The sequence below is a fragment of the Streptomyces sp. NPDC004732 genome (assembly GCF_040609235.1).
In the GTDB taxonomy this organism is placed as follows: domain Bacteria; phylum Actinomycetota; class Actinomycetes; order Streptomycetales; family Streptomycetaceae; genus Streptomyces.
This window is the reverse complement of sequence record NZ_JBEXJR010000003.1, coordinates 311415-338113: the sequence shown is the minus strand read 5'-3', so window position 1 is coordinate 338113 and position 26699 is coordinate 311415. Positions and strand designations below refer to the sequence as shown.

At 72.8% G+C, this 26699-nt stretch carries 13 protein-coding genes; 8 read left to right on the top strand and 5 right to left on the bottom strand.

Annotation, left to right across the window (positions count from 1 at the left end; genetic code table 11):
- Nucleotides 1–22: 22 nt before the first annotated feature.
- The 6 genes from ABZV77_RS10590 (at nt 23) to ABZV77_RS10565 (ending at nt 15247) form a co-directional block, all read left to right on the top strand.
- Nucleotides 23–1018, top strand: a complete 996-nt coding sequence (locus tag ABZV77_RS10590; protein WP_356253244.1) for an ABC transporter substrate-binding protein — start codon at nt 23–25, stop codon at nt 1016–1018.
- Entirely contained in the window at nt 1015–2040 is a 1026-nt protein-coding gene (locus tag ABZV77_RS10585) for an iron chelate uptake ABC transporter family permease subunit (protein ID WP_356253241.1), read from the top strand. The genes ABZV77_RS10590 and ABZV77_RS10585 overlap by 4 nt, the downstream gene beginning before the upstream one ends.
- Before the next feature lie 65 nt (nt 2041–2105).
- Nucleotides 2106–3047 (top strand): iron chelate uptake ABC transporter family permease subunit, encoded by a 942-nt coding sequence (locus tag ABZV77_RS10580; RefSeq protein WP_356254266.1) that lies wholly within the window; start codon nt 2106–2108, stop codon nt 3045–3047.
- A complete protein-coding gene (locus ABZV77_RS10575; protein WP_356253238.1) occupies nt 3044–3829 on the top strand; it encodes an ABC transporter ATP-binding protein in 786 nt (261 codons plus the stop codon). The genes ABZV77_RS10580 and ABZV77_RS10575 overlap by 4 nt, the downstream gene beginning before the upstream one ends.
- 1 nt (nt 3830) lies before the next feature.
- Nucleotides 3831–13829, top strand: a complete 9999-nt coding sequence (locus tag ABZV77_RS10570; RefSeq protein WP_356253235.1) for an amino acid adenylation domain-containing protein — start codon at nt 3831–3833, stop codon at nt 13827–13829.
- Nucleotides 13826–15247, top strand: coding sequence for an MDR family MFS transporter (locus ABZV77_RS10565; protein WP_356253232.1), 1422 nt, complete (start codon nt 13826–13828; stop codon nt 15245–15247). The genes ABZV77_RS10570 and ABZV77_RS10565 overlap by 4 nt, the downstream gene beginning before the upstream one ends.
- A 13-nt stretch (nt 15248–15260) precedes the next feature.
- Here ABZV77_RS10565 and ABZV77_RS10560 read toward each other — a convergent pair whose 3' ends face one another.
- Together ABZV77_RS10560 and ABZV77_RS10555 are read right to left on the bottom strand one after the other, a co-directional pair.
- On the bottom strand, nt 15261–16784 hold the full coding sequence (locus ABZV77_RS10560) for a catalase (protein ID WP_356253229.1): 1524 nt from the start codon (nt 16782–16784) through the stop codon (nt 15261–15263).
- A 178-nt stretch (nt 16785–16962) separates the two neighbouring features.
- The gene (locus tag ABZV77_RS10555; RefSeq protein WP_356253227.1) at nt 16963–18546 is read right to left on the bottom strand and encodes an FMN-binding glutamate synthase family protein; all 1584 of its coding nucleotides are present in this window, start codon (nt 18544–18546) and stop codon (nt 16963–16965) included.
- Between the two features lie 269 nt (nt 18547–18815).
- Between ABZV77_RS10555 and ABZV77_RS10550 the strand changes: the two genes are divergently transcribed.
- Both ABZV77_RS10550 and ABZV77_RS10545 read left to right on the top strand, forming a co-directional pair.
- Complete coding sequence (locus ABZV77_RS10550; protein WP_356253224.1) at nt 18816–20219, top strand: FAD-dependent monooxygenase; 1404 nt, start codon at nt 18816–18818, stop codon at nt 20217–20219.
- 115 nt (nt 20220–20334) lie between these two features.
- Nucleotides 20335–24099, top strand: coding sequence for an ABC transporter ATP-binding protein (locus ABZV77_RS10545; protein WP_356253221.1), 3765 nt, complete (start codon nt 20335–20337; stop codon nt 24097–24099).
- A gap of 33 nt (nt 24100–24132) precedes the next feature.
- On the opposite strand, the gene ABZV77_RS10540 is transcribed toward ABZV77_RS10545, so the two are convergent.
- From ABZV77_RS10540 to ABZV77_RS10530, 3 genes are all read right to left on the bottom strand, one after another.
- Nucleotides 24133–25188 carry a type II toxin-antitoxin system prevent-host-death family antitoxin gene (locus ABZV77_RS10540; RefSeq protein ID WP_356253219.1) on the bottom strand — a complete coding sequence of 352 codons (1056 nt, stop codon included), beginning with the start codon at nt 25186–25188 and terminating at the stop codon, nt 24133–24135.
- Nucleotides 25189–25339: 151 nt separating this feature from the next.
- A complete protein-coding gene (locus ABZV77_RS10535) occupies nt 25340–25942 on the bottom strand; it encodes a hypothetical protein (RefSeq protein WP_356253216.1) in 603 nt (200 codons plus the stop codon).
- Complete coding sequence (locus ABZV77_RS10530; RefSeq protein ID WP_356253213.1) at nt 25939–26589, bottom strand: hypothetical protein; 651 nt, start codon at nt 26587–26589, stop codon at nt 25939–25941. Before ABZV77_RS10530 ends, ABZV77_RS10535 begins: the two co-directional genes overlap by 4 nt.
- Between the last annotated feature and the right edge of the window lie 110 nt (nt 26590–26699).

The window sequence follows — 26699 nt, the reverse complement described above, 5'->3', positions numbered from 1 at the left end:
CCTAAGTAACAAGGAGCGAAACATGTCCATACGCAGATCGTCGGGCCTGGTCGGTGCCGTGGCGCTGGCGCTGTTGGTGACCGGGTGCGGATCGTCGGACGGCGGGTCGGACGACTCGGGCAAGGGCAAGACCCGGACGTTCGCCGCGGACAACGGCAAGATCAAGATCCCGGCTGACCCGAAGCGTGTGGTCGCCACCGGCTACGCCGTCCCGGCCATGATCGAGGGCGGCGCGCCCCTCGTCGGAATCTCCTCGTGGAAGCGGGGCGAGCCGATGATGAGCAAGCAGGACCTCGCCACGTACAAGAAGACGCCCAAGGTGGCGGGCGAGCTGGCGACCGAGACCAACTACGAGGCCATCGCCGAGGCCGAGCCCGACCTGATCGTCATCGGCGTCCCCGCGCCGGTGCTCGGCGACATCGACGTCAAGCGGCTCGAAGGCATCGCCCCGGTCGTCGCCCTCGGCCCCACCGTGCCGGCCGCCTGGCGCAAGCTGACCCACAAGCAGTCCGACGCGGCAGGCGCGCTGAAGAAGTACGACGTCGCGAAGGACAAGTACGAGGCCCAGGCCGCCAAGCTGGCCAAGAAGTACGAGGACGTGCTGCCGAAGCTCAAGCTCGGCCACGTCGGCGCGTACGGCGAGACCGCGAAGGGCACCTTCCAGCGCGAGTTCGGCGATTCGTGGGGCACCAACATCGCCCAGGACGTCGGCGCCAAGTACTACGGCAAGGTCAAGAAGCCCGGCCCCGGCTCGAAGTCCGTCAGTGAGTACCCCTCCATCGAGGAGCTCCCGGACGCGCTCGGCAAGGCCGACGCCATCACCTACTCGGTCAACCCCGACGGCAGCATTCCCAAGCCGGTCAAGTACGTCATGGACTCGAAGCTGTGGAAGAACCTGCCCGCCGTCAAGGCAGGCAAGACCTTCCCGCTGCGCTACACCGAGGCCGCGACCTACGGGCAGGCCATGCAGACCCTCGACGCGATCGACACGTCGTTCGCGCCCCTGCTGAAGCGGTGACCGTCGCGGGCCGTGCCTCCGAGGCGGCCGGAACCAGAAAGGCCGTCCCGCAGATCGGCCTGCTCGTCGGCGGCCTCGTGCTGCTTGCCGTCGTCGCCGTGCTCAGCATCGGCATCGGCGCCCGCTCGGTCGCGCCCGGCGAGGTCGTGCGGGCCCTGTTCGACTATCAGGGCACCAACGACGACCACGTGATCGTGCGGGACGTCCGCGCACCGCGTGCGCTGCTCGCCGTCGCGGTGGGCGCCGCCCTCGCGGTGGCGGGCGCCCTCATCCAGACGCTGGCCCGCAACCCCCTCGCGGAACCCGGCATCCTCGGGGTCACCGCGGGCGCCGGGTTCTCCATCACCATCGGCTCGGCGCTCGGACTGACCGCCAATCAGGCCGGTGAACTGGGCTTCGCGGTCATCGGCTCCGTCGCCGCCGCGCTCCTCGTCGTCGCGGTCGGACGGCACTCGCCGCTGCGCCTGGTGCTCGCGGGCGTCGCCCTGACCGCCGTGCTGAGCGGCGTCGCACTGGGGCTTCGGCTGATGCTCCCCGACACCTTCGACGCGTACCGGTTCTGGTCGGTCGGCTCCCTCGCGGCCCGCGAACAGGCGCCGATGGCCCTGCCGTTGACGGTGATCGCGGTGGCCCTCGTCGGCGCGCTGCTGCTGAGCCGGGCGCTCAATGCTCTGTCGCTCGGCGAGACCGTGGCGCACACACTGGGCGCGAACGTCGGACGGGTGCGGCTCGCCGCACTCGCGCTGATCACCGTGCTCAGCGGCGCGGCGACCGCGGTGGCGGGACCGATCCTGTTCGTCGGTCTGATCGTGCCGCACCTGGTCCGCAGGCCCGCCGGCGGCTCGGTGCCCTGGCTGGTCCTCTACACGATGGTGCTCGGCCCGATCCTGCTCCTCGTCGCCGACATCGGATCGCGCGTGCTGCTGCCCACCGGCGAGGTGCCGGTGGCCATCGTGACCGCGTTCCTCGGCGGCCCCATGCTGATCTGGGCCGTGCGCCGCTACGGGGCGGGGTCGCTGTGAACACACTCGTACTGAAAACGCTCGTACCGAAAACCGAACGCCGCACGGTGCTCCTCGTCGTCGTGATGGTCTCCCTGATGCTGGCCCTCGGCCTGCTCGGGCTCTGCTACGGCGCGTCCTGGTCCACTCCCGGCGAGGTGTTCGCCTCGCTGACCGGCACCGACCGCTCCGTGGTCATCTCCGACTGGCGGCTGCCGCGCGTCCTGGCCGGACTCGTCTTCGGCGCCGCCCTCGGCGTGGCCGGGGCGATCTTCCAGAACCTCACGCGCAACCCGCTGGGCAGCCCGGACGTGATCGGCCTCGACGCGGGCGCCTACACCGGCGCCCTCTTCGCCCTCACCGTCCTGTCGGGCACGTCCGCCCAACTGGCCACAGGATCGGTGCTCGGCGGACTGATCGTCGCCGGTGTGATCTACCTGCTCTCGTTCGACCGGGGCTTCTCCGGGCTGCGGCTCGTGGTGATCGGCATCGCCGTCAACGCGATGGTCACCGCGTTCAACTCGTGGATCGTGCTCCGCGCCGACCTGGAGGTGGCGATCGCCGCGGTCGGCTGGAGCGCCGGTTCGCTCGCCGGTGTCGGCTGGGAGGACCTGGGGATCCCGTTCGCGGTGATCGCCGTGCTCCTCGCCCTGATGGCGTCGCGGGCGCACGCCATGCACCAGGCGTCACTCGGCGACGCGATCGCGGTGACCACCGGCGTCGGTCTCGGCCGACTGCGGCTGCTCATGGTGCTCGTCGGCGTCGGCTGCACCGCCACGGTCACCGCCGTGGCAGGACCGATCGCGTTCATCGCACTCGCCGCCCCGCAGATCGGCCGCAGGCTCGCGGGCGCGGCCGGTGTACCGCTGCTCCCTGCCGCACTGACCGGAGCGGTGCTGCTCCAGGGCGCCGACCTGATCGCCCAGATGCTCCTCGCACCCGTCGCCCTGCCGGTCGGCGTGGTGAGCACCGCGATCGGCGGTTGCTACTTGATCTGGCTGCTTACCAAGGAGGTGGGGCGCGCGTGACCGCACGCCTGACCGCGCGGGACATCACCCTGCGCTACGGAGACCGGGTGGTCTCCACACGGCTGAGCCTGGACGTCCCCGACGGCGCGTTCACCGCCATCGTGGGCCCCAACGCCTGTGGAAAATCCACCCTGTTGCGCGCGCTCGTCCGGCTCCTTCGCCCCCACGAAGGACACGTGGAGTTCGACGGCCGTGAGGTCACGGGATACCCGGCGAAGGCGCTGGCCAAGCAGCTCGGCTTCCTGCCGCAGGACCCCCTGGCCCCCGAGGACATCAAGGTCCGCCACCTCGTGGCCAGGGGCCGCTTCCCGCACCAGTCGCTGCTGGCCCTGCGCTCCCCGGACGACGAGGCGGCCATCACGGAGGCGATGGTGGCCGCCGGTGTCGAGGACCTCGGCGACCGCCCGGCGCAGGAGCTGTCCGGCGGGCAGCGGCAGCGGGTGTGGATGGCCATGGTGCTCGCCCAGGAGACGCCCTACCTCCTGCTCGACGAGCCGACGTCCTTCCTGGACATCACCCACCAGTACCAACTGCTCGGCCTGCTCGCCAGGTTGCGCAACGAGGGCCGCACGGTCATCGCCGTCCTGCACGACATCAACCAGGCCTGCCGCTTCGCCGACCACCTCGTCGCCATGAAGGACGGCAGGGTCGTCGCCGAGGGCGACCCCGGGGACATCGTCGACGCCGCGCTGATCAAGGACGTCTTCGACCTGCCGAGCGTCATCGTCCCCGACCCGGTCACCGATACGCCGATGGTCGTCCCCACCCTGCAAGGAGAGTAAGTTGAGCACCGCAAGCGTCTCCTCGGACGGCCTGCTCCACCTGACCAGCGCCCAGTTGGGCATCTGGAACGCGCAGCGCCTCGAACCGGACTCGCCGTACTACGTGGTCGGCGACGTGGTGGAGATATCCGGCAGCGAACCGGTCGACGTCGACGCGCTCGTCGAGGCCGTCCGGGCGACCACCGAGGAAGCCGAGACGCTGCGGCTGCGGGTGTACGACACCCCGGAAGGACCGCGTCAGAGGGTCGGTCAGGAGCCGGTCCCCGCACCCGAGGTGATCGACGTCAGCGGTGACCCCGACCCCGTGGCCGCGGCCCACGCGCTCGTCGACGCCGAACGGGCGCGGACGGGCGCGGCCTGCCGGGGGATGGTGGACCGGCCGCTGTACGCACGGACCGTCATCCGGCTCTCCGACCGCGAGGTCTGGTACACCCAGCTCGGCCACCACCTGGTCTTCGACGGCTACACCGCGGCGATGCTCGCCCGCCGCACCGCCGCCCGCTACACCGCCCTGGTGAACGGCACCGAGCCGCGCAAGTCGACGTTCGGCGGGTTCGCCGCCCTCGTCGCGGCCGACCGGGCCTACCGGGAGAGCGACCGCTTCACCGACGACCGGGCGTACTGGGTCGAGCGGTTCACCCCGCTCCCCGAACTCGGCCAGCTCCCCGACGCGGCGGACGCCGCAGGCACACCCGACGGCACGCTGACCGCCCGCGCCGCCCTCACCCCCGAGGAGACGGCCGCACTCCGCGCGTTCGCCGACGCCGAGGGCGTCACCTGGGGCGAGGCGCTGATCGCCTGCTACGCCGCCTTCCTGCACCGCATGCTGGGCCGCACCGACGTCGTCTTCGCGCTGCCGCTCATGTGCCGGGCGGGCTCGGTCGCGCTGCGCACCCCCGCCATGGCCGTCAACGTGCTGCCGCTGCGGGTCACCGTGCAACCGGGCGACGGGCTCGGCGAGTTGAGCCGCCGGGTCGCCACCGCCATGAAGGAGATGCGCGACCACCAGCGCTACCGCGGCGAGGACCTGCCGCGCGACCTCGGCGTGCCCGGCGCGGGCGCGCTGCTGCACGGCCGCGGCATCAACCTCAAGGCCTTCGACCTCGCGATCGACTTCGCGGGCGCCAGCGGCGTGATGCGGAACGTCGCGGGCGGCCCGCCGGAGGACATGGGCCTGAGCGTCCTGCCCGCCCGCGACGGAGGGCTGCTGTTCGGCTTCGAGGTCGACGCCAGGTCCAACGACCAGGCGTCCGTGGACGGTCTGCTGTCCGGCCTGCGCGCCCTGCTCGCCGGGCTGATCGGGGGAGTGCCCGTCGGACGGATCCCGCTCGCCGGGAGCACCGAGTACACGGAGCGCCTCCTCGCGTCCTGGTGCCCGCCCGCCCTGCCCGGCGCGCCGGTCGACGTACCGACCGCGTTCGACGCGATGGTCGCAGCCGACCCCGGGCACACGGCCCTGGTGTGCGGCGACGACCGGCTGTCCGCGGGGGACCTGGCCGACCGGGTGCACCGCATCGCCCGCGCCCTGCGGGCCCGCGGCATCGGCACCGACGACGTCGTGGCGCTGGCGCTGCCCCGCTCCGCCGACTCGGTGGCCGCCCTCCTCGCCGTGCTCGACGCGGGCGCCGCCTTCCTGCCTCTGGACACCGCCTACCCGCCCGAGCGGCTGCGCGGCCTGATCGACGACACCCGCCCCGCGCTGGTGCTCACCGCCGCCGACGAGGTCGACGGAGTGCCGTGGAGCACGCTGCTCGACGAGGCCGCCGCGCTGTCCGGCGCCCCCCTGACCGCCGGTGAACTGGCCGCGCCCCGCCACCCCGAGCACCTCGCCTACGTGATCCACACCTCCGGATCGACCGGCCGCCCCAAGGGCGTGCTCGGCAGGACCGGCGGCCTGGCCGCGCTCCTGCACCACCAGCGCTCGACGGTCGTCGCCGAGGCCGAGGGCGCCGCGGGACGGCAGCTGCACGTCTCCCACACCTACTCGTTCGCCTTCGACTCCGCGTTCGACCACTTGATCTGGCTGCTCTGCGGGCACCAACTGCACGTCTACGACAGTGAGACGGCCCGCGACGCCGACGCCCTGCTCGACGCGTACGCCCGTGACGCCATCGACATCGTCGACACCACGCCGTCGATGGCGGCGCCGCTCGTCGACGGCGGCCTCCTGGACCGCAGGCCGACGCTCCTGGTCCTCGGCGGCGAAGCCACCCCGCCCGCGCTGTGGCGGCGGGTCGCCGCATCCGGCATCACCGCACGCAACATGTACGGCCCGACCGAGGCCACCGTGGACGCCACCACCGCCCGGATCGACGGCGGCGATCCGACGATCGGCCACCCGCTCGCGGGCACCCGCACCTACGTCCTGGACAGCGCGCTGCAGCCCGTGTCGCACGGCAGGACGGGCGAGCTGTACCTGGCGGGGCCGCACCTGGCCCGCGGCTACCTCGGCAGGCCGGGCGCGACCGCGGACCGGTTCGTCGCCGACCCCTTCGGCCCGGCGGGCGCGCGCATGTACCGCACCGGCGACCTGGCCCGCTGGGTGCCGGGCCGCGGCCTGGAGTACCTGGGCCGCGGCGACGGACAGGTCAAGATCCGTGGCCACCGCGTGGAGACGGGCGAGGTCGAGGCCGCGCTCGGCGCGGTGCCCGGCGTCACCGCGGCCGCCGCCACCGTGCGCTCGAACCGGCTCATCGGCTACGTCGTGACCACCTCCGTCACCGGCGACGAGGTGCGTGCCCAGCTCGCCGCGCGGCTGCCCGAGCACATGGTGCCCGCGGCCGTCGTCGTCCTCGACGAGCTGCCCGTCACGACCAACGGCAAGCTCGACCGCGCCGCCCTGCCCGCGCCCGCCTCCTCCGGCGGCGGCCGCGAGCCGCGCACGGAGCACGAGCGGCTGCTGTGCGCGGTCCTCGCCGACGTGTTCGAGGTCGAACGGGTCGGTGTCGACGACGACTTCTTCTCCCTCGGCGGCGACAGCATCACCGCGATCACCATCAGCAGCCGTCTGCGGGCGAAGGGCCTCGAACTGCGGCCGCGGGACCTCCTGGCCCGCCGCAGCTTCGCCGCGCTCGCCGCCTCCGCCACCCTCGTGGCGGACGTCGCAGGTCCGGCGGACGAGCCGACCGGGCCCGTGCCCGCCCCGCCGATCGTGCGTGGCCTCCTCGACCCGCACCCGGACGTGGACGTCGTCGCCGGGTACGCCCAGTGGACCGCGCTGTACGTCGACGAGCTCGCCCACGGCGACCTGGTCGCGGGCGTCCAGGCGGTGCTCGACCACCACGACGCGCTGCGGCTGCGCGTGGACGACGGCCTGGAGGTGCTGCCCCGCGGCGCGGTACGGGCCGTGGTCGACGAGGCCCACGGCGAGGACGTGACCGCACTCGCCGAGCGCCTCGCCGGACAACTCGACCCGAGCTCGGGCGACTTGATGCGCGCCGCCCTGCTCCGTACCGGCGACGACACCCCGGACCGGCTGGTCGTCGTCGTACACCACCTCGCCATGGACGGCGTGTCCTGGCGCATCCTCCTGCCCGACCTGCACGCCGCCTGTACGGGCGCCGCTCTCGAACCGGCCGGGACGTCCTGGCGCCGCCACGCGACGCTCCTCGCCGAACAGGGCGCATCGGGCGCCCGCCGCGGCGAACTCGACCACTGGCGCACCGCGCTCGGCCCCGCGTCCCGGCTCGGCACCCGCCCCTTGGACCAGCAGCGGGACACGGTCTCCACCGCCCGCAGGACCGTCACCGTGGCCTCGCCCGAGGTCACCGAGGCGCTGCTGACCACGCTGCCCGCGGCCTACCGCGCGGGCGTCGACGAGGTGCTGCTCGCCGCCCTGGTGCTCACCCTGCGCGCCTGGGGTCCGGTGGACGACGCGGTGACCGTCACGATGGAGGGCCACGGCCGCGAACACCTCGACCTGTCCCGTACGGTCGGCTGGTTCACCAGCGAGTACCCGGTCCGCGTCCCCCTGGCCGACGGCGTGGGAGCGGTGCTGCGCGCGGCCAAGGAGGCCAGGCGAGGTGTCCCCGACGGCGGTGTCGGATACGGCGTCCTGCGCCACCTCGACCCGGAAACCGGCGCCGAGTTCGGCGCCGTCCCGCCCCCGGACGTCCTGCTGAACTACCTGGGCCGCTTCTCCGCGCTGCCCGGCACCGGCTGGCGCCTGCCGGAGCGCGACGCCTTCTCGGTGATCGAGCCCGGCGCCAAGGCGCTCGAACAGGTCCTCGCCCTCAACTGCTTCGTCCACGAGGAGGGCGCGCCCCGGCTCGCCGTCGAGTGGACGGCCGCGTCCGAGGTGCTCGGCGCCGATGCGGTCGCGGGGCTGCAGCAGGCCTGGGCGGCGGCGCTCGACGCCCTGGCCGAGCATGCGCTCCACACCCCGGGCGGGCTCACCCCTTCGGACCTGCCGCTCGTCGACCTGGACCAGAGCGCCATCGACGTACTCGAACGCACCGGCCGCATCGCCGACGTGCTGCCCGCCACGCCGCTGCAGGTCGGCCTCTCCTTCCACACGCTGGTACGCGACGATCAGGACGCCGACGTCTACGTCGTGCAGGCCGTGACGACGCTGGTCGGCGAGGTGCGTCCGGAGCGGATGGCCGAGGCCGCCCGCGAACTGCTGCGCCGCCACCCCGCGCTGCGCGTGTACCTCGGCACGGCGGGCGACGACGTGGTGCAGGTGATCCCCGCCGACGTGGCCCTGGACTGGCGGGAGGACGACCGGTTCCCCGAGGCCGCCCGCGCCGATCTGGAGCGCCCCTTCGACCCGGCCCGGCCGCCGCTGATCCGCTTCCTGCTGTCCCGCGTCGGGCCCGACGAGCACAAGCTGGTGATCACGAACCACCACGCGCTGCTCGACGGCTGGTCGATGCCGCTCGTCGGCCGCACCCTCCTCGCCCTCTACGCCGAGCTGGGCGGCGGCCCCGCCGCGCCCGTCGCCCCGCCGCTCCCGGAGTACTTCCGGTGGCTCGCGGACCGCGACCACGAGGTGTCGGTCGGCGCATGGCGGGACGCGCTCGCCGGAGTCGACGACGCCACGCGCCTCGCTCCCGCGAGCACCGGGACCGGCGTCGAGCGGCCGGGACGCGAAACCGTCACGCTGGGCCGCGAGTTCAGCGACCGGCTCCGCGGATTCGCCCGCGAACAGGGCGTCACCCTGACCACGGTCCTCCAGACCGCGTGGGGCCTGCTCCTCGGCAAGCTCACCGGGCGCCGCGACGTCGTGTTCGGCTGCCCCGTGTCCGGGCGGCCCGCCGAGGTCGACGGCGTGGAGTCGATGATCGGCCAGCTCGGCACCACCATCCCGGTGCGCGTGCGGCACACCCAGGACCAGACCGCACGCGACCTCATGGCCCACGTGCACGCCGAGAGCGTCGCGCTCGCCGAGCACCACCACGTCGGCCTGCCCGGGATCCAGCGGGCGGTCGGCGTCGGCGAACTCTTCGACACCATGCTCGTGATGGAGAACTTCCCGCTGTCCAGCAGGAAGCGCACCCCGCTCGCCCCCGGCCTCGACCTGACCGGCGTGGACATCACCGACGCCACGCACTACGCGCTGACCGTCATCGTCATCCCCGACGAAGAGATCACCATCGGCCTCGGCTACCAGCCGCGCGCCTTCGACGAGAACACCGTGCGCGACTACGGCCGTTGGCTGCACAACCTCCTGCGGGAGATCGTCGCCGACCCGGCACGTCCCGCGCTTGGGCTGCCCGCGCTCGACCCCGACGAGCGCGAGCGGATCCTGCGCACCGGCACCGAGATCGTGCCCGCCAAGGCCCGCGGCCACTGGCTCGGCGAGTTCGCCGCCTGGGTGGACCGCAAGCCCGACGCCGAGGCCCTGGTCTGCCGCGACCGCAGCCTCTCCTATGCCGAGCTTGACCGCGAGGCCAACCGCCTCGCCCACGCGCTGATCGCGCGCGGGGTCCGGCCGCAGGACCCGGTCGCGGTGCTGCTCGGCCGTGACATCGAGATGTCCGTGGCGCTCTTCGGCGTGGCCAAGGCGGGTGCGGTGTACGTGCCGATGGACGCGAGCTACCCGCGCGAGCGGCTCGCGTTCATGTTCGACGACATCGCTCCGGCCGCCGTCGTGTCGACCGGCGCCGACCTGCCCGTCGACCGCGACATCCCCGTCCTGCGCCTCGACGACCCGGCCACGCTCGCCGCCGCACCGGACACCGACCCGGCCGGGGCCCGCGCCCGGCTCACCGAGGACGCCCTCGCGTACGTCATCTACACCTCGGGAACCACCGGCCGCCCCAAGGGAGTCGGCGTGACCCACCGCGGCGTGCCCGACCTGATCGCGCTGCAGGAGGAGGTCGTCGGCGTCACCGAGCACGACCGGTACCTGCACTTCGCGTCGACCGGCTTCGACGTCGCGTTCTGGCAGACCATGGTGCCGCTGCTGTCCGGCGGCACCTCCGTGATCGCGCCCGAGGAGGTGCGCGTCCCCGGCGACGAACTGCTCGACTACATCGTCGAACACCGGGTGACGGGCGTGAACCTGCTGCCGTCGTTCCTCGCCGCGATGCCCGACGACCGCACCGTCCACTCCGACGTGTTCTTCGTCGTCGGCGCCGAGCGCCTCGACCCCGAACTGGCGCGGCGCTGGGGCCGGGGCCGCCGGGCGCTCTTCAACGCCTACGGTCCGACCGAGGTCACCATCAACTCCGTGACCTGGCACTACGACCCGGATGACGAAGGGCCCCTGCCGATCGGCCTGCCCGACCCCAACGTCCGGGCCTACGTCCTCGACGGCGGACTCCAGCCCGCGGGCGTCGGCGTGACCGGCGAGCTGTACCTCGGCGGACCGAGCCTGGCCCGCGGCTACCTGGGCCGCCCCGGCCTCACCTCCGAGCGGTTCGTCGCCGACCCGTTCGGCCCGCCGGGCGAGCGCATGTACCGCACCGGTGACCTGGTGCGGTGGCGGCCCGACGGCCAGTTGGTGTTCCTGGGCCGCGTCGACCACCAGGTCAAGGTCCGCGGCTTCCGGGTCGAGCTCGGCGAGATCGAGTCCACCCTGACCGGCCACCCCGACGTCCGCGCCTGCGCCGTGATCGTGCGCGAAGGACGGCTCGTCGGCTATGTCATCCCGACCGACGACGCCGACCTGGACACCGCGCGCGTACGGGAGTTCCTGGCCCGGGAGCTGCCCGACCACATGGTGCCGACCGCGCTCGTCCCCATCGACCGGCTGCCGCTGAGCCCCAGCGGCAAGCTCGACCCCACCGCGCTGCCCGCCCCCGAGACCGTGGCCGCCGCACGGCGCGAACCCGCCACCGAGGCCGAAGCGGTGCTCCTCGGCGTCTTCCGTGACGTCCTCGGCACCGACGCCATCGGCCCCGACGACGACTTCTTCGCCATCGGCGGCGACAGCATCGTGTCGCTGCAGGTCGTCTCACGGGCCCGGCGCCAAGGGCTCGGTCTGACCGCACGGGACGTCTTCGAGGGAGCGACGGTCGCGGGCATCGCGGCACGCGCCCGCGCCCTCGGCGGCGACGAGGCACCCGCGACCGGCGACGCGCCGCTCACCCCGATCATGCGCGACCTGCTGCGCCGTGCGGGCACCGCCGCCGACGGCTTCTGCCAGTGGGTGGAGATCTGCGTCCCGCCGGGCGGTGACGCGTCAGCCTGGCAGACCGTGCTCGACGCGCTCCTGGCCCGGCACGACGTGCTGCGGGCCCGCCTGAGCGACGGCGACGACGTGCTGCGCATCCCGCAGGTCGGCGCGGTCACCGGCGCCGAGGTCCTGACCGTCGTCCGTGCGACGGACGACGACCTGCGGACCCTGATCGACTCCCTCGTCGCCGGGATCCGCGACGCCATGGACCCGCGCACCGGCCCGCTGCTGCGCGCCGTGTGGGTGGACGCCGGTCCCGAACGGCCGGGCAGGCTCGTCCTGATCGCCCACCACCTGGTCGTCGACGGCGTCTCCTGGCGCGTCCTCCTGGACGACGTGGAACACGCCCACTCCGGTGGCGAACTCGCCCGCCACGGCCAGTCCTTCCTCGGCTGGGCGCAGTCGCTGCGCGAGGCCGACCGGCGGGCCGAACTCCCGCACTGGCAGCGGACGGCCACCCCCACCCCGGCACTCACCGCACCGCTCGACCCGGCCCGGGACACCGTGGCCACCGCGCGGCACCACGAGATCCACCTCGACCCCGACCCGACCCGCGCCCTCATCACCACCCTGCCCGCCGCCTACCGCAGCACCCCGGACGCCGTGCTGCTCACGGCGCTCGCCCGGGCCGTACAGGCCTGGCGCGGCGCCCAGGAGGTGCTGGTCGCGCTGGAGAGCCACGGCCGACCGCAGCACGTCGACCTCTCCCAGACCGTCGGCTGGTGCACCGCCGTCCACCCCGTGCGACTCGACGCGGGCGACGATGTGCGGGCGGTCAGGGAGCGGCTGCGCGCCCAGGGCGACGGTCTCGGACACGGCATCCTCACCTCGGCGGGTCTCCTCGACCCCGTGACACCGGAGATCGCCTGGAACTACCTCGGCCAGTTCCCCGGCACCCCCACCGACGAGACGCCGTGGCAGCCGTCCCCGGACGCCGACCCGCTCGGCTCGGGCGGCACCGACACCCTGCCCCTGCCGCACAGCCTGATGGTCAACGCCCTGGTACGCGACGACGCGCTCGGCGTCCGGATCACCTGGCCCGCCGCCCTGTTCACCGCGGCAGAGGCGACGGAGCTGGCCGAGTGCCTGCGCACCGCACTGCTGCAGCTCGCCGCCGCACCGGAGATCAGCGCACTCGACAGCGGCAGGCCGATCGCCGAGATCCAGCCGCTGACCCCGCTGCAGGAAGTGATGCTGCGGCACTCGCGCACCGAGCGCCCCGACCCGTACACGGTGCAGTCGACGTTCACCCTCGAAGGACCGCTCGACACCGACGCCCTGCGTGCCGCGGGCGCCGACCTGATGGCCCGGCACCCCAACCTCGGCGCCGTGTTCCCCGCCGACCTGGCGGTGCTCCCCAAGTCGCCCCGGCCGGAGTTCCGGGTGGTCGAAGGACCGGCCGACGAGGCCCTCGCGGCCGACCTGGCCGAGCCGTTCGACCTGGCGGAGGGACCGCTCCTGCGCCTGACCGTGATCCGCGACGGCGCCGAGCGGTGCCACCTGGTCATGACCAGCCACCACGTGCTCTCCGACGGCTGGTCGGCCCCGCGCATCCTCACCGAACTGTTCGACCTCTACACGGCCCGCACCCGCGGTGCCGCCCCCGACCTGCCCGCCCCCGTCCCGTTCGGCGACTACCTGCGCTGGCGCGCCGACCACGAACCGGACCTCGGCCTCTGGGCCACCGAACTGGACGGCCTCCCCGAGGGCGACTACCTGAGCGGCGGCGAACCCGGCCCTGCCTGGCAGGAACCCACCCTCATCACGTTCGACGCCGAGTTGGTGGCCGGACTCACCCGCGTCGCCGCGCGCCGCGGCCTGACCCGCAACACGCTGGTGCAGGGCGCATGGTCGGTGCTGCTCGCACGGCGCTCCGGCCGCGCGGACGTCTGTTTCGGCGCCATGGTCGCCTGCCGTCCACCGGAGTTGGAGGGCGTGGAGGAGATCGTCGGCCTCCTCGCCAACACGGTTCCGGTACGCGCACGGCTCGCGGGCACGCTCGCCGACACGCTCGCCGGTCTGCAGGCCGGGCAGCGGGCCCTGGTCGAGCACCACCACGTCGCCCTCTCCGACCTGGAAAGGGCGACCGGGCGGCGCAGGCTCTTCGACAGCCTGGTGGTCTTCGAGAACTACCCGGTCGACCCGGACCGCCTGCGCGAACCGGCCCCCGGGCTCACGGTCGTCGGCACCCGCTTCCGCGAGTCCACGCACCACCCGGTCACCCTGACGGTCATGCCGGACGGCGACGGCTGGACCGGCGTGCTCGCGCACCGCGCCGGAGTGCGCGCCGACGGGCTCGCCGAGGAACTCCTCGACCTGCTCCGCACCCTGGACGAGCACCTCGACCACGACGTCCGCGACCTCCTGGAGGGCCGATGACACGCGCTCCCGAAGGACCCACGGCAGAGGCCGCCGCGCCACCCACGGACCGGGTGGACGGAAACCTGCTGCGCATCGCGTTCATCCTGGTCCTCGGCACCTTCATGGCCACGCTGGACGCCACGATCGTCAGCGTCGGCATCGACCGCCTCGCCGGTGAGTTCGACGCGTCCGTCGCCGACATCCAGTGGGTCAGCACCGCCTACCTGCTGGCCGTCGTCGCGGCCGTGCCCGCGTCCGGCTGGCTGGCCGACCGCTTCGGCGGGAGGCGCACCTGGCTCGCCGCCGTCGGCGTGTTCCTGCTCGGCTCGATCCTGTGCGCGCTTGCCTGGTCGGCGACCAGCCTGATCGTGTTCCGGGTGGTCCAGGGGCTCGGCGGCGGGCTGCTGCCCGCGACCGGGCAGGCGCTGCTCGCCCGCATCGCGGGACGCCACCGCACCGGCCGGGTGATCAGCGTCGTCGCCGTCGTCCCGCTGCTGTCGCCGGTGTTCGGCCCGCTGCTCGGCGGCACCATCCTCAGCGTGGCGTCCTGGCCGTGGCTGTTCCTGGTCAACCTGCCGATCGGCGCGGTCGCCGCCCTGCTCGCCCGCCGCTATGTGCCCACGGTGCCGCCCGCGGCCCGGCGCACGGCATTCGACCTGCGGGGAGCCGTGCTGCTCTCGCCAGGACTCGCCGTGCTGGTGTACGGGCTGACCGAGGTCGCCCACGGCCGCACGCTCCCCGCGGCGCTCGGCGTGACGGCGGGCCTCGCGATGCTCGTGGGCTTCACCGTGCACGGGCTGCGCACCCGCGGCACGCCACTGGTCGACCCGAGGCTGTTCACCCGGCCGCCCTTCGGGGCCGCGGCCCTCGCGCTGCTCGTCCTCGGCGCGTCGGTCTTCGGCACGACGTTCCTGCTGCCGCTGTACTTCCAGACCGGCCGCGGCCTCTCGGCCTGGGAAGCCGGGCTGCTGCTCGCTCCCCAGGGCCTCGGCGCGGCGGCCGGGTCGGTGCTGGTCAACCGGACCATCGACAAGGTCGCGCCACGGACGCTGGTGGTCGCGGGCATCGTGCTGATCCTCGCGGGCACGGTCCCGTTCACCCAGCTGGGCCACGAACCCCCGGACGCGGTGATCATCGCGGCGCTCGCGGTCCGCGGCATCGGGATGGCGATGATCGGCGCGCCCGTGATGAACATCGTCTACAGCCGCATCGAGCCCGAACACCTCCCGCGCGCGTCGGGGGCGCTCAACCTGCTCAACACCGTGGGCGGTTCGGTCGGCACGGCCGCCCTCGCGGTCGTCCTGGAGAACCGGCTCTCGGCCCGGGGGGCGGACATCTCCTCGGCGTTCGCCGACACCTTCTGGTGGGTCCTCGGCTTCTGTCTGCTCGCGGCCGCGGGGGCGACGAGGCTGCCGAGGACCCAGGTCAGGCGGTGAACAGGGGCAGCGGTCAGGCCTTGTCCTGCATGCTGCTGCGCGCCGGGTTGGCCTGCTCGGCGGCCTTCGGGTCCTTCTCGCCCGCCTTGGCGCGCACGCCCTGCTCGATGCGCTCGCCGATCGACTTGTCGACGTTCGACCAGTATGCGAAGGCCCGGACGAGCACGGGTTCCGTCACGCCGTTGAGCAGGTGCCCGACGACGTTGTCCACGAGGCGGTCACGCTGGGCGTCGTTCAGCACCTCGCGCACCATGGTGCCCGCCTGGCCCCAGTCGTCGTCCTCCGCGTGGTCGACATAGGCGGTGCGGGTGATGTCGCCGTCGGCGTACCAGCTGGGCGGGGAGCCGTAGCGGTCCGTGTCGGCGGCCGGGCCGCCCTTGGAGTTCGGTGCGTAGACCGGGTCCTCCGTCTTGCGGAAGGCCATGGCCCCGTCCTTGGAGTACGTCCGCAGGGGCGCGACGGGGGCGTTGACCGGCAGCTGCTGGTAGTTGCCGCCGATCCGGTGGCGGTGCGCGTCGGCGTAGGAGAACAGCCTGCCCAGCAGCATCCGGTCGGGGCTCGGGCCGATGCCAGGGACCAGGTTGTTGGGCTGGAACGCGGCCTGCTCGATCTCGGCGTGGTTGTCCGTGGGGTTGCGGTCCAGGGTCATCCTGCCGACCTCGATCAGCGGGTAGTCGCCGTGCGGCCACACCTTGGTCAGGTCGAAGGGGTTGAAGCGGTAGGTCGCCGCGTCGTCGTACGGCATGACCTGCACGTGCAGGGTCCAGCTGGGGTACTCGCCGTCCCGGATGTGCTCGAAGAGGTCCCGGGTGTGGTAATCCGTGTCGGCGGCGGCCATCTGGTCGCCCTCGTCCTGGGTGAAGCACTCGACGCCCTGGTCGGTCTTGAAGTGGTACTTCACCCAGAACCGCTCACCCTGTGCGTTGATCCACATGTAGGTGTGCGAGGTGTAGCCGTTCATGTGGCGCCAGCTGCGCGGGATGCCGCGGTCGCCCATCAGCCACGTGACCTGGTGGGCGGACTCGGGCGAGAGGGTCCAGAAGTCCCACTGCATGTCGTGGTCGCGCAGGTTGTTGTCCGCGCGGCGCTTCTGCGACCGGATGAAGTGCTGGAACTTCATCGGGTCCTTCACGAAGAAGACCGGGGTGTTGTTCCCGACCATGTCGTAGTTGCCCTCGCTGGTGTAGAACTTCACCGCGAAGCCGCGCGGGTCGCGCCAGGTGTCCGGGCTCCCGCGCTCACCGGCCACGGTCGAGAACCGGGTGACCAGATCGGTCCGGGTGCCGGGCTGGAAGAGGGCCGCCTTCGTGTAGGCGCTGACGTCCCCGGTGACCTCGAAGTGGCCGAAGGCGCCGCTGCCCTTGGCGTGCGGCTGCCGCTCGGGAATCCGCTCCCGGTTGAACTGCGCCATCTGTTCGATCAGATAGGAGTCCTGGAGGAGGATCGGGCCACCGGCGCCAACGGTGAGCGAGTGTTCGTCGCTCTCGACCGGAACGCCGGCGTCGGTGGTGGTCGCCTTGCCTGTGACGTCGTTCATGAGCTGCGTGTGCCCTTCAGTAGGTGGCGTTCCGGTTTGAGGCATTAAGGCCATCTTGAGGCTTTTTGCGGAATGCGGCTATTTGTTCGTCGCCGTGCACGGTCCGGGTGCCCGACTTGGCGCGGGCGATACGTGCCGACCCTCCTGTTTCCGGGCGCACGTGATCCGGATCCGGCCGTCAGGGGGCGAAACTGTCCGGATCCGCCGCCCGCCAGTCGGCGGCCCAGCCCTCGGGCGGCGCGGCGAGCAGTTCGCCGGGGGAGAGCCACTCGTACAGCTCGGCATAGGAACGGAACCTGCCGCGGTCCTCGCGGCGCCGCAGGAGCTGCGGGCCCAGGTCCGCGGCGTCGCGCACACCCATCGCGGCCATGATCTGCAGCGCGCTCCCGACCGTGGCCTTCTGGTACCGCGTGACGCGTGCGGCCTTGTCCACGACGTCGAGGGCGCGGGCCCGGTGCGGGTCCTGGGTGGTGACGCCGGTCGGGCAGCGGTTGGTGTGGCAGCGCTGGGCCTGGATGCAGCCGACGGCGAACATCATCGCGCGGGCCGCGTTGGTGTAGTCGGCGCCCATGGCGAGGCGCTTGACGATGTCGGAGCCCGTCGCCACCTTGCCGCTGGCACCGATGCGGATGCGGTCCCGCAGCCCCGTGCCCGTCAGAGCGCTGTGCACGGTGATGAGGCCGTCGGTGAGCGGCATGCCGAGGTGGTCGGCGAATTCCAGCGGCGCCGCGCCCGTGCCGCCCTCCGCGCCGTCGACGACGATGAAGTCCGGGGTGACCCCCTCCGCCGCCATGGCCTTGCACACGGCGAGGAACTGGACCCGGGACCCGGGACACAGCTTGAAGCCGACCGGCTTGCCGTGCGTCAGCTCCCGCAGCCGGGCGAGGAACCCGACGAGCTCGCGGGGCGTGGAGAAGACACGGTGGTACGGCGGTGAGACGACGGTCTCACCCTGCGGTACGCCGCGTACCGAGGCGATCTCCGCGTCGACCTTGCTGCCGGGCAGGACGCCGCCCATCCCCGGCTTCGCGCCCTGCGACAGCTTGAGCGACACACAGCGCACGGCCGGGTGGGCCGCCCGCTCGGCGAACTGCCGGGGGTCGAAGTCGCCGTCCCGGGTGCGGCAGCCGAAGTAGCCCGTCCCGATCTCCCAGACGAGGTCGCCGCCGGGCCGCAGATGGTAGTCGGACAGGCCGCCCTCCCCGGTGTCGTGCGCGAACCCGCCCCGCGCCGCCCCGGTGTTCAGCGCCAGGACGGCGTTGGCGGAGAGGGAGCCGAAACTCATCGCCGAGACGTTGAGCAGGGCCATGTCGTACGGCTGTGTGCAGTCGGGGCCGCCGATGCGGACGCGGGGCGGCTCCTGCGGCACCGGCGCCGGGGCCATGGACGGCACCAGGAACTCGTAGCCGCGCTGGTCCATGTCGAGCTCGCTGCCGAACGGCTCCTCGGCGGCGACCCCCTTCGCCCGTTCGTAGACGATGCTGCGGGTGTCGCGGTCGAAGGGCCTGCCGTCGTAGTTGCGCTCCACGAAGTACTGCTGGAGCTCAGGGCGCAGCGCCTCCATGAGGAAGCGCAGATGGCCCAGGACGGGATAGTTCCGCAGGACGGAGTGCCGTCGCTGGACGAGGTCGTACACCCCGGTCAGCGCCACGGCCGCGAGAGGCGCCGCGGCCGACCACCACCAGGGCGAAACCAACAGGGCGAGCACCGCACCGCCTGCCGCACAGGCCAGCAGCGCGCCCACCGTCGCGTAACGCGTCATCGGCGATTCGCTCCTCCGATCATGGTGCGCGCCCTCGACCGGCCCGCGGCCGGACGGTGTGGGCCCCTCCCACGGTGCCCACACCGTCCGCCGGTCCGCCACACGGGCGGCGACGGCGTGACCGCCGGACCCGCATACCCAAGATCCCCGGCGTGAGACGCGAGGGACGGAAGGGAAAGTGCTCCAGTGCGCTCCCGAGGCGGTCTTGAGAACCCCGGCGCCCCACGGTGGAGTGGTGGGACGTTGAGCTGAGAGGGAGGGGCCCGGCCATGCCGGAGAATCAGCACAGCCCGTCGCACGCCGCCCGCTGGGAGCGGGCCGTCGTCGTCGGAGGGGGATACGCCGGACTCGTGACCGCGCGGGTCCTGGCGGATCACTTCGCCGAGGTCCTGGTCATCGAGCGCGACCCGGTGCTGCCGGACACCGGCGTGCACCCCCACGTCCCGCAGGGCTACCACGCGCACGCGCTGCTCGCCCGGGGCGGCGAGGTGCTCGAAGACCTCTTCCCCGGGCTGCGGACGGAGCTCGCGGACCAGGGCGCGCCCGTCTTCGACTACGGCGAGCGGATCAGCTTCCTGCTGCCGACCGGATACGCGCCGACCGACCCGGTGGGTGTCCGCATCCAGACCTTCACGCGTGACGAGCTCGAACGGCGCCTTCGGCAGCGGGTGTCGGCGATCCCCGCGGTGCGACTGCTTCCCGCGGCCCGGTGCGAGACGGTGACCGCGAGCGCACCCGGCCGCCTGGACCGGGTCAGGTACCGCACCGAGGACGACGGAACCATCGAAGGCGACGGCACCACCGGGGACGACGGAACCACCGAGGTCACTGCCGACCTGGTCGTCGACGCCTCGGGCCGCTCCACCTCCGTCGACCGCTGGCTCACCGAGGCGCACCTGCCCGCCTCCGCCAAGACCGTCATCAAGGCGAAGATCACCTACACCTCCGCGTGCTACGTACGCCCGCCGCAGGACCGGCAGGACTTCGACGTCGCCTACCAGATGGCCTTCGCCCCCGACGTGCCGCGCGGCGGAGTGGTCCTCGCCGTGGAGCGCGACCGCTGGATGTGCTCGCTGTTCGGCATCGACGAGCACGTGCCGCCCACCGACGACGAGGGCTACCTCGACTTCGCCCAGAGCCTCGGCAACCCCCGCCTCGCCGAACAGATCAAACGCGGCACCCGCGAAGGCGAGATCCGCCGCTACACCAACAACGGCAACGAATGGCGCCTGCACCACAAGAACGCCCGCTGGCCCGAGCGCCTGGTCGCGGTCGGCGACGCGCTCTGCGTCTTCAACCCGGTCTACGGGCAGGGACTCACGGTCGCCGCGCTCGAAGCGGACCTGCTCGGCCGCCTGTTGAGCGGACTCGACGACCGCGCCGGTCTTGACGGGCTGAGCCGCGCCTACCAGCGCGCCGCCGCCCGGGTCATCCAGGTCCCGTGGACCATGGCCACCAGCTCGGACCTCATGTGGGCACCGACCAAGCACCCGCTGCCCGCGCGCTTCGCCCACTGGTACAACCAGCAGGTCTTCGCGCTCGCCGTGCGCGACCCGAGCGTCTGGGCGCGGTTCGTGCGCGTGCTGAACATGACGGCCCCGCCCGCGCTGCTCTTCCGCCCGGCCGTGCTCGCCAAGGTGGTACGCCACGCGCTCACGCGCCGCAGGAGCTGACACCGCTCAGGACCGCGACCGGCAGTGTCCGGCCGCGCCCGGGACCGTCACCCGGCCACCTGCCTCCTCTGTGAGCATCGGCCCCCAACGAGGGGGCACGCTCGAGGAGGCCGGTATGCGTACGTGGCAGGAGTGGGCGGCAGCGGTGCGGCTGTTGTGGCGGGCCGGACCGCGGCACACGGTCGCACTCACCGTGACCGTGGTCTGCGGGGCGCTCACCGGCCCGTTCGTCGTGATCGCCACCGGGTGGCTCGTGGGCGACCTGCCCGGAGCCGTCGAGGCGGGCCCCGGTTCGGCGGAGGCCCGCCGCGTCCTGGCCGCACTCACCGCGTTCGGCGCGCTGGTCCTCGTCCGCACGGGGCTGCGCGCCCTGGAGGGCGGGCTCGCGGAGGTGCTGCGCCTGCGTGCGGCCAGCGTGGTGGAGGACCGGGCCATCGCGGCGGGGACCGGTCCGGACGGCATCGGACACCTCGAAGAACCGGGCTACGCCGATACGCTGCGGCTGGTCACCGAGCCGAGCACCCGGCCCGACCAACTCGCCGTCCTGCTGCCCGAGATCGTGCGTCCCCGGCTCGAAGGCATCGGACTGCTCGTCCTGTTGGTGCCGCTCGGGTGGTGGGCTCCGGTGCTGCTCGCCCTCGCCGCGGTGCTGACGTACCGCTCCTATCAGCGCCTGGCGCGGCACGTGCACGGCAGCATGCAGGCCGCGAGCGCGGTCATCCGGCGGGCGGGATACCTCCGCTCCCTGGCCGTGGACCCCGAACCCGCCAAGGAGGCAAGGCTCTTCGGGCTCGGCGACTGGCTCGCCGAGCGGATGACGGCCGTCTGGCAGTCGGGCATGACCAAGGTCTGGGCCACCCGCGGGACGGCCGCGCGGCGCGCCTGCGGCGCGGTGGGGTTCGTCGTGCTTGCGGAGGCGGCGGTCCTCGGGCACGCGGCCTTCGCCGCCGCGCGCGGCGACCTGGCACTCACCCAGCTCGTGATCAGCGCCCAGGCGGCGCTCGCCGTACCCGCACTCGGCTGGGTCGGCGACGCCGACAACGTGGTCCGGGACGCGCTGCTGGGTCTGCGGTCGCTCGCGGCGCTGGAGGCGCGGGGGACCGCCGGTGACGAGGAGGGGGCGGCCCGGAAGAACGGGAACGGGAGCGGAGCCGGGGGCGGCGGCGCTCCGCAGGTCCGCCGGGGCATCGCCTTCGAGTCCGTGGACTTCACCTATCCCGGCACGGACAAGCCCGTGCTGCGCGGACTCGACCTGGAGATCCCGGCGGGCACGTCCGTGGCGCTCGTCGGGGCGAACGGATCCGGCAAGACGACACTGATCAAACTCCTCACCCGGCTCTACGAACCGGACGCCGGGTGCGTCACCGTGGACGGCGCGGACGTGCGGGAGCACGAGGTGCGGCGGTGGCGCCGGGGCATCTCCGTCGTCTTCCAGGACTTCGTGAAGTATCCGCTGACGCTGCGCGACAACGTGGGGATCGGCGCCCCGGACCTCGCGGACGACCGGTACGAACTGGAGCGCGCCCTGGAACTCGCCGACGGCGCCGGGCTCCTCGGGACGCTCGGCGCGGGCTGGGACACCGTGCTCTCCCGGCAGTTCGCGGGCGGCGCCGACCTGTCCGCCGGTCAGTGGCAGCGGGTCGCCCTGGCCCGGGCACTCCTCGCCGCGCGGTCGGGGGCCGTGCTCGTCCTCGACGAGCCCACCGCGCACCTCGACGCGCGGGCGGAGGCTGCCTTCTTCGACCGGTTCCTGACGGTGAGCGGGGGTGCCACCACGCTCCTGGTCTCGCACCGCTTCTCCGGCGTGCGCAAAGCCGGGCTCATCCATGTCATGGACGGCGGCCGCATCGTGGAGAGCGGCACGCACGACGCGCTGATGGCGCTGGGCGGCAGGTACGCCCGGATGTACCGGTTGCAGGCCGATCGATTCGTGGACGGGGCCGGGGAAGGCGCCGAGAGCGACCCGGACGTTCCGGAACTCCTGAAGGCCACTGGTGCCGAGGGCGCACAGCCGGTGCGGCACGAGGCGCCGGACCGCCCCGCCGAGGCCGAGGTTCCCGAGCCCGAACGCGGTGCACGTGCGGTGCTCGGCGCCCTGCGCACCCTGGTCGTCGGCTCCTTCCGGGAGTCGTGGAAGCTTGCCGTGCTCGGCATGCTGCTCGTGCCCGCCGCGGCCGGACTCGCGGCCCTGCAGGCCCTGTGGCTGCGGTCCATGGCGGAGGGCGCACAGCAGGAGTCCCTCGGCATGACACTGCCCGCGGCGCTGCTTCTCGTGGTGAGCCTCGGTGCGTGGGAGGCCGTCGAGCTGGCGGCCCTCGGGGCCAGGATCGGGCTCAGCGAACGGGTGGGCTTCGCCTTCGACCGGCTGCTGGCCCGGCTCGCCGCGGGCATCCCCGGACTGCGCCACCAGGAGTCGCCCGCGTTCCAGGACCGGCTCCACCTGCTGCGCGACCGCACCCTCGCCATGGGCGCCCTGCTCAACTGGGTGCTCAACCTGCTCGAACAGTTCGGCGGCTTCCTGGTGACCGCCGTGCTCCTCGCCGCCGTCCACCCCGCCCTGCTGGTGCTGCCGCTCATTGGGGCCCTCGCCATGCGCCTGCAGATATCCGCGCGCGGCATCACCGCCCGGGCCCAGGAAGCCACGGCGGCCGACTACCGGCTCGCCACCCGCCTGGCGGGCCTCGCCACCTCACCGACGGCGGGCAAGGAGCTGCGGATCTACGACGCGGGGCCGGAACTGCGCTCCAGGGTCGGCGCGTTGCGTCGGCACGCGGACCGCGTCAAGGCCCGGGCGCAGTGGCGGGTCACCGCGCTCGGCGGCGTGGCCGGACTGCTCAACTCGCTGGGCCTGGTCGGCGCGGTCGCCTTCGTCGCGCACCTCGCGGTGACGGGCCGCGCTGGACTCGGCGCCGTCCTGCTCGCCGTCGTCCTGGCCGGACGGTTCACGGGCCACGTCGTCGGACTGGTCCAGACCACGGGTGCCGTCGTCGAACTCCTGCAGAACGCCGAACGGCTGCGCTGGCTGCAGGCGTACGCGGAGCGGGCGAGCCTCACCTCCACGGCGGGCGTGCCGTCGAGGCTGCGGCAGGGCATCGCCGTGGAGGGGCTGTCCTTCCGCTATCCGGGCACCGAGCGGACCGCGCTGCACGACGTCGACCTGCGGCTGCCGCCCGGGGGAGTGGTCGCCCTGGTCGGCGAGAACGGCTCGGGCAAGTCCACACTGGTCAAGCTGTTGTGCCGGATGTACGAGCCGACGCTCGGCCGGATCACGGTCGACGGGGTCCGACTGGACTCCCTCGCGCCGGACGTGTGGCGCGAGCGGCTCGGCGCCGCGTTCGAGGACTTCGTACGCTTCGAGTTCACGGTCCACGAGACGGTCGGCGTGGGGGACCTGCCACGGATCGCCGACCGGCAGGCAGCCGTCGGCGCGCTGAGCCGGGCCGGTGCCGTCGCCCTGCCGGGCACGCTGTCGGACGGCCTCGAAACCCAGCTGGGCAGCCGCTGGGAGGGCGGGGTCGACCTGTCGACGGGCCAGTGGCAGAAGCTGGCGATCGCACGGGCCCTGATGCGCCCGGCACCTCTGCTGCGCATCCTGGACGAGCCGACCGCGTCACTGGACGCGGAGACCGAACACCTCGTCTTCGAGCGGCACATCGAGGCCGCGCGCCACTCGTCGTCGGCAGCGAAGCAGCTGAACGGTGACCGCCCCGGCACCATCACGCTCCTGGTCTCGCACCGCTTCTCCACCGTGCGGGGCGCCGACCTGATCGTCGTCCTGGACCACGGACGGGTCGCGGAGACGGGCAGCCACGAAGAACTGCTGGCACGGCGCGGCCTCTACGCGCAGATGTACGCGCTCCAGGCACGCGCCTACCGGTGAGCTCGTCCTGCCCGGACGACATGCGCCGGATCTTCAGCGGCGGGCCGGACGGGCGCAGCGCACGTTCCCCGAGGTGATCGCGTCCCGGGGCAAGGAGAGGCCGAAGGCCCGCTCCAGGCCTTCGAAGAACAGCGCGATGTTGTCCGTCCAGACGCCTGCCTTCTCCGCGATGCGGAGGTGCAGGTTGAGGAAGGCCAGCGGAGCTTCCGGGGCGAACGGCGCCTCCCCCGGGGTGTACCAGATGAGCTCGTACATGTCCCGCTGGTCTTCGGCGCCGTCCTCGATCGGGAAGGGGTTCTGGTAGACCCCGTCCTCGAAGTAGCTGAAGTCGTAGATGGCCTTGGCCATGGTCGCGGTGAGCGTGATCTGCTGCTCGGGAGGCGGGTCGAGGGAGCGCGAGAAGGCATGGTCGAAGTCGTGGTAGCCCAGCCACGTCCAGCCGTTCTCCTCCCCGAAGGCCAGCACGCGGGTGAGGTCGTCGGTGCCCTCCCGCGCGTCCCGCTCCTCGACCTGGTGGAGCAGCAGCCCGTCGGCGATGTCCTGCGCGTCGGCCCCGTAGGCGAGTGCGACGTCCTCGGCGCTCGGTCCCTTGACGAACACGAGTTCCGTGAAGGGCTCTTGGTTCTGCCAGCTGTCGGCGACCCACGCCACGCCGTCGCCCACCGGGCGCTGGCGGGCGAGGAACTCCTCGAACGCGGCCGCCTGGTGCGGAGGCATGTATCCCTGGCGGGCCGTGCGCGCCCTGTCCTCCAGCCAGTCGAGCTCCGCCACGGACCTCAGTTCGGCCACGACCACCCGGTCCCGCACGAAGGTCATCCGCCCCCCGTCGGCGTGCACGTACCGGATGTACGGGCCCTGCGGGTCCGGGCCGAACGGGAGCCCCTGCCCCGATCCGGATCTGGGCCGGTGCCGCGCGCCGCTGTGGTCCCGTTGGGCGAAGTGTTCCAGCTCGGCGAGTTCCGCCGCCGGGAGGAGCACACTCGTCGGCTCGCCGCCGTCGACGACACACACCCGCTCGCCGGTCTCCTCGACGCGACCGACGAAACCCGCGAAGTCCGCTATGGCGGCGCTCAGTTCAACGTTGTCCATACGAGGGGACATTACCGGCGGCGATGCGGCGGCCGGGCCGGTGGGCAGGACGAGCTCACGGGAACGACGGCAACAACGACGGCAACACGGAAGGAGCGCCGACCCGGGTCGGCGCTCCTTCGTTGTTGGTTGTGCTGCTGCGTACGGACGCCTACGCGACCGAGCCCAGCGGCGTCAGCCACGCCGGGTCACGCGGCTCCACCTTGTTGGCGAAGGCCACGAACTGGGCGTACGCGGCCAGGTCGGCCATCGCGGACTGGATGCGGAGCAGCGTGCCGTCCGACTCATGACCGTCGGTCCGCTCCAGCCAGTTGCCGATGAGAGCGGCCACGGCGACGGTACGGCCACGCATGTCGCGGCAGATGCCGACCGGGCCGCCCTTGGCGGCCTGGCGGGCGAACGCCTGCCACAGCTCGACCGAGTGCGGCACCTGGCCGAGGCCGAGGCCCGAGCGGTAGAGCCGGTCGTAGTCGAGCCTGCGGTACCAGGTGGCGGACTCCTCGGTGAGGGTGCCCGTCGCGAGGATGTCGCCCACCTGGGCGAGGAGCCGGGCGGCGTTGCCCAGCCGGTCCTGCGCCGCCGCGGCGTACACCGCGGCACCGCCCAGGCCGTCGCCGTGCTCGGCGAGCTCGAGTGCCCGGCACAACTCGCTTGCGGCCGCGGTCAGTTCGGTGCCCGCGGTCTGCGCGAGGCGCTTCTTGTCGCGCAGGCCCTCCTCGCTGAGGGCGAGAATCTTGTTGCAGACGGCGCTCATATCCGGTTGCTCCTTCCGTTTCCGGCGCCGGCGACGGCACTGGGGGTCATTCCGAGGATGTTGATGACAGCCAGCGCCTGACCGTAGATCCGGATCCGGTCGAACGCCGTCAGGAACTGCCAGGCCAGGCGCTGCCAGTCGGCGGGACGCGCGTCCTCGGCGCTTGCCGCGAAGCCGTCGAGCTCCGCCGAGAAGCCGGTCAGTTCCGTGACGAAGTGGCCGAAGGCCGCCTCGTCCCCGCCCGCCTCGTAGCGCAGCGCGATGGTCTCGACGGCGACGTCGTCCAGCTGGACCATGTCCGCCTCCCGGGCGGCGTCGAGCGTCTCGCGCACCGGGGCGGTCCCGCCGCCCGCGACCCGCAGCCGCTCGTCGTGGACCGGGTAGAAGCCCAGCTCCTGGGCGACGCGGTGCGAGGTGCGGTACTCCACCAGCGCGGCCTGGACGGCAGCGGCGGCGCAGCGCACCCGAAGAGCTGCCTGGCGCTGGTCGTTGAGCTCCAGGTCGGAGTGCATCAGGTGCAGCTCACTGCCGGCCCGCATGAAGTGGGCCGAGCCGGTGGCGATGGGGCCGTCGACACTCTCGTAGAGAGACTGGTCGGCGATGCTGCCGTCAGGCAGGTTGGGAGCTTTGTTACAGACCCTGCTCATAGAGGTCATGTCTCCTTGGTTGTCCGATGTCGGTTTTCCGATGTCGGTCGTGCCGCACCAAACCGGCCGACGGCATTCCACGAATGCCGTAGTGACAGCCGGTGTGGTGC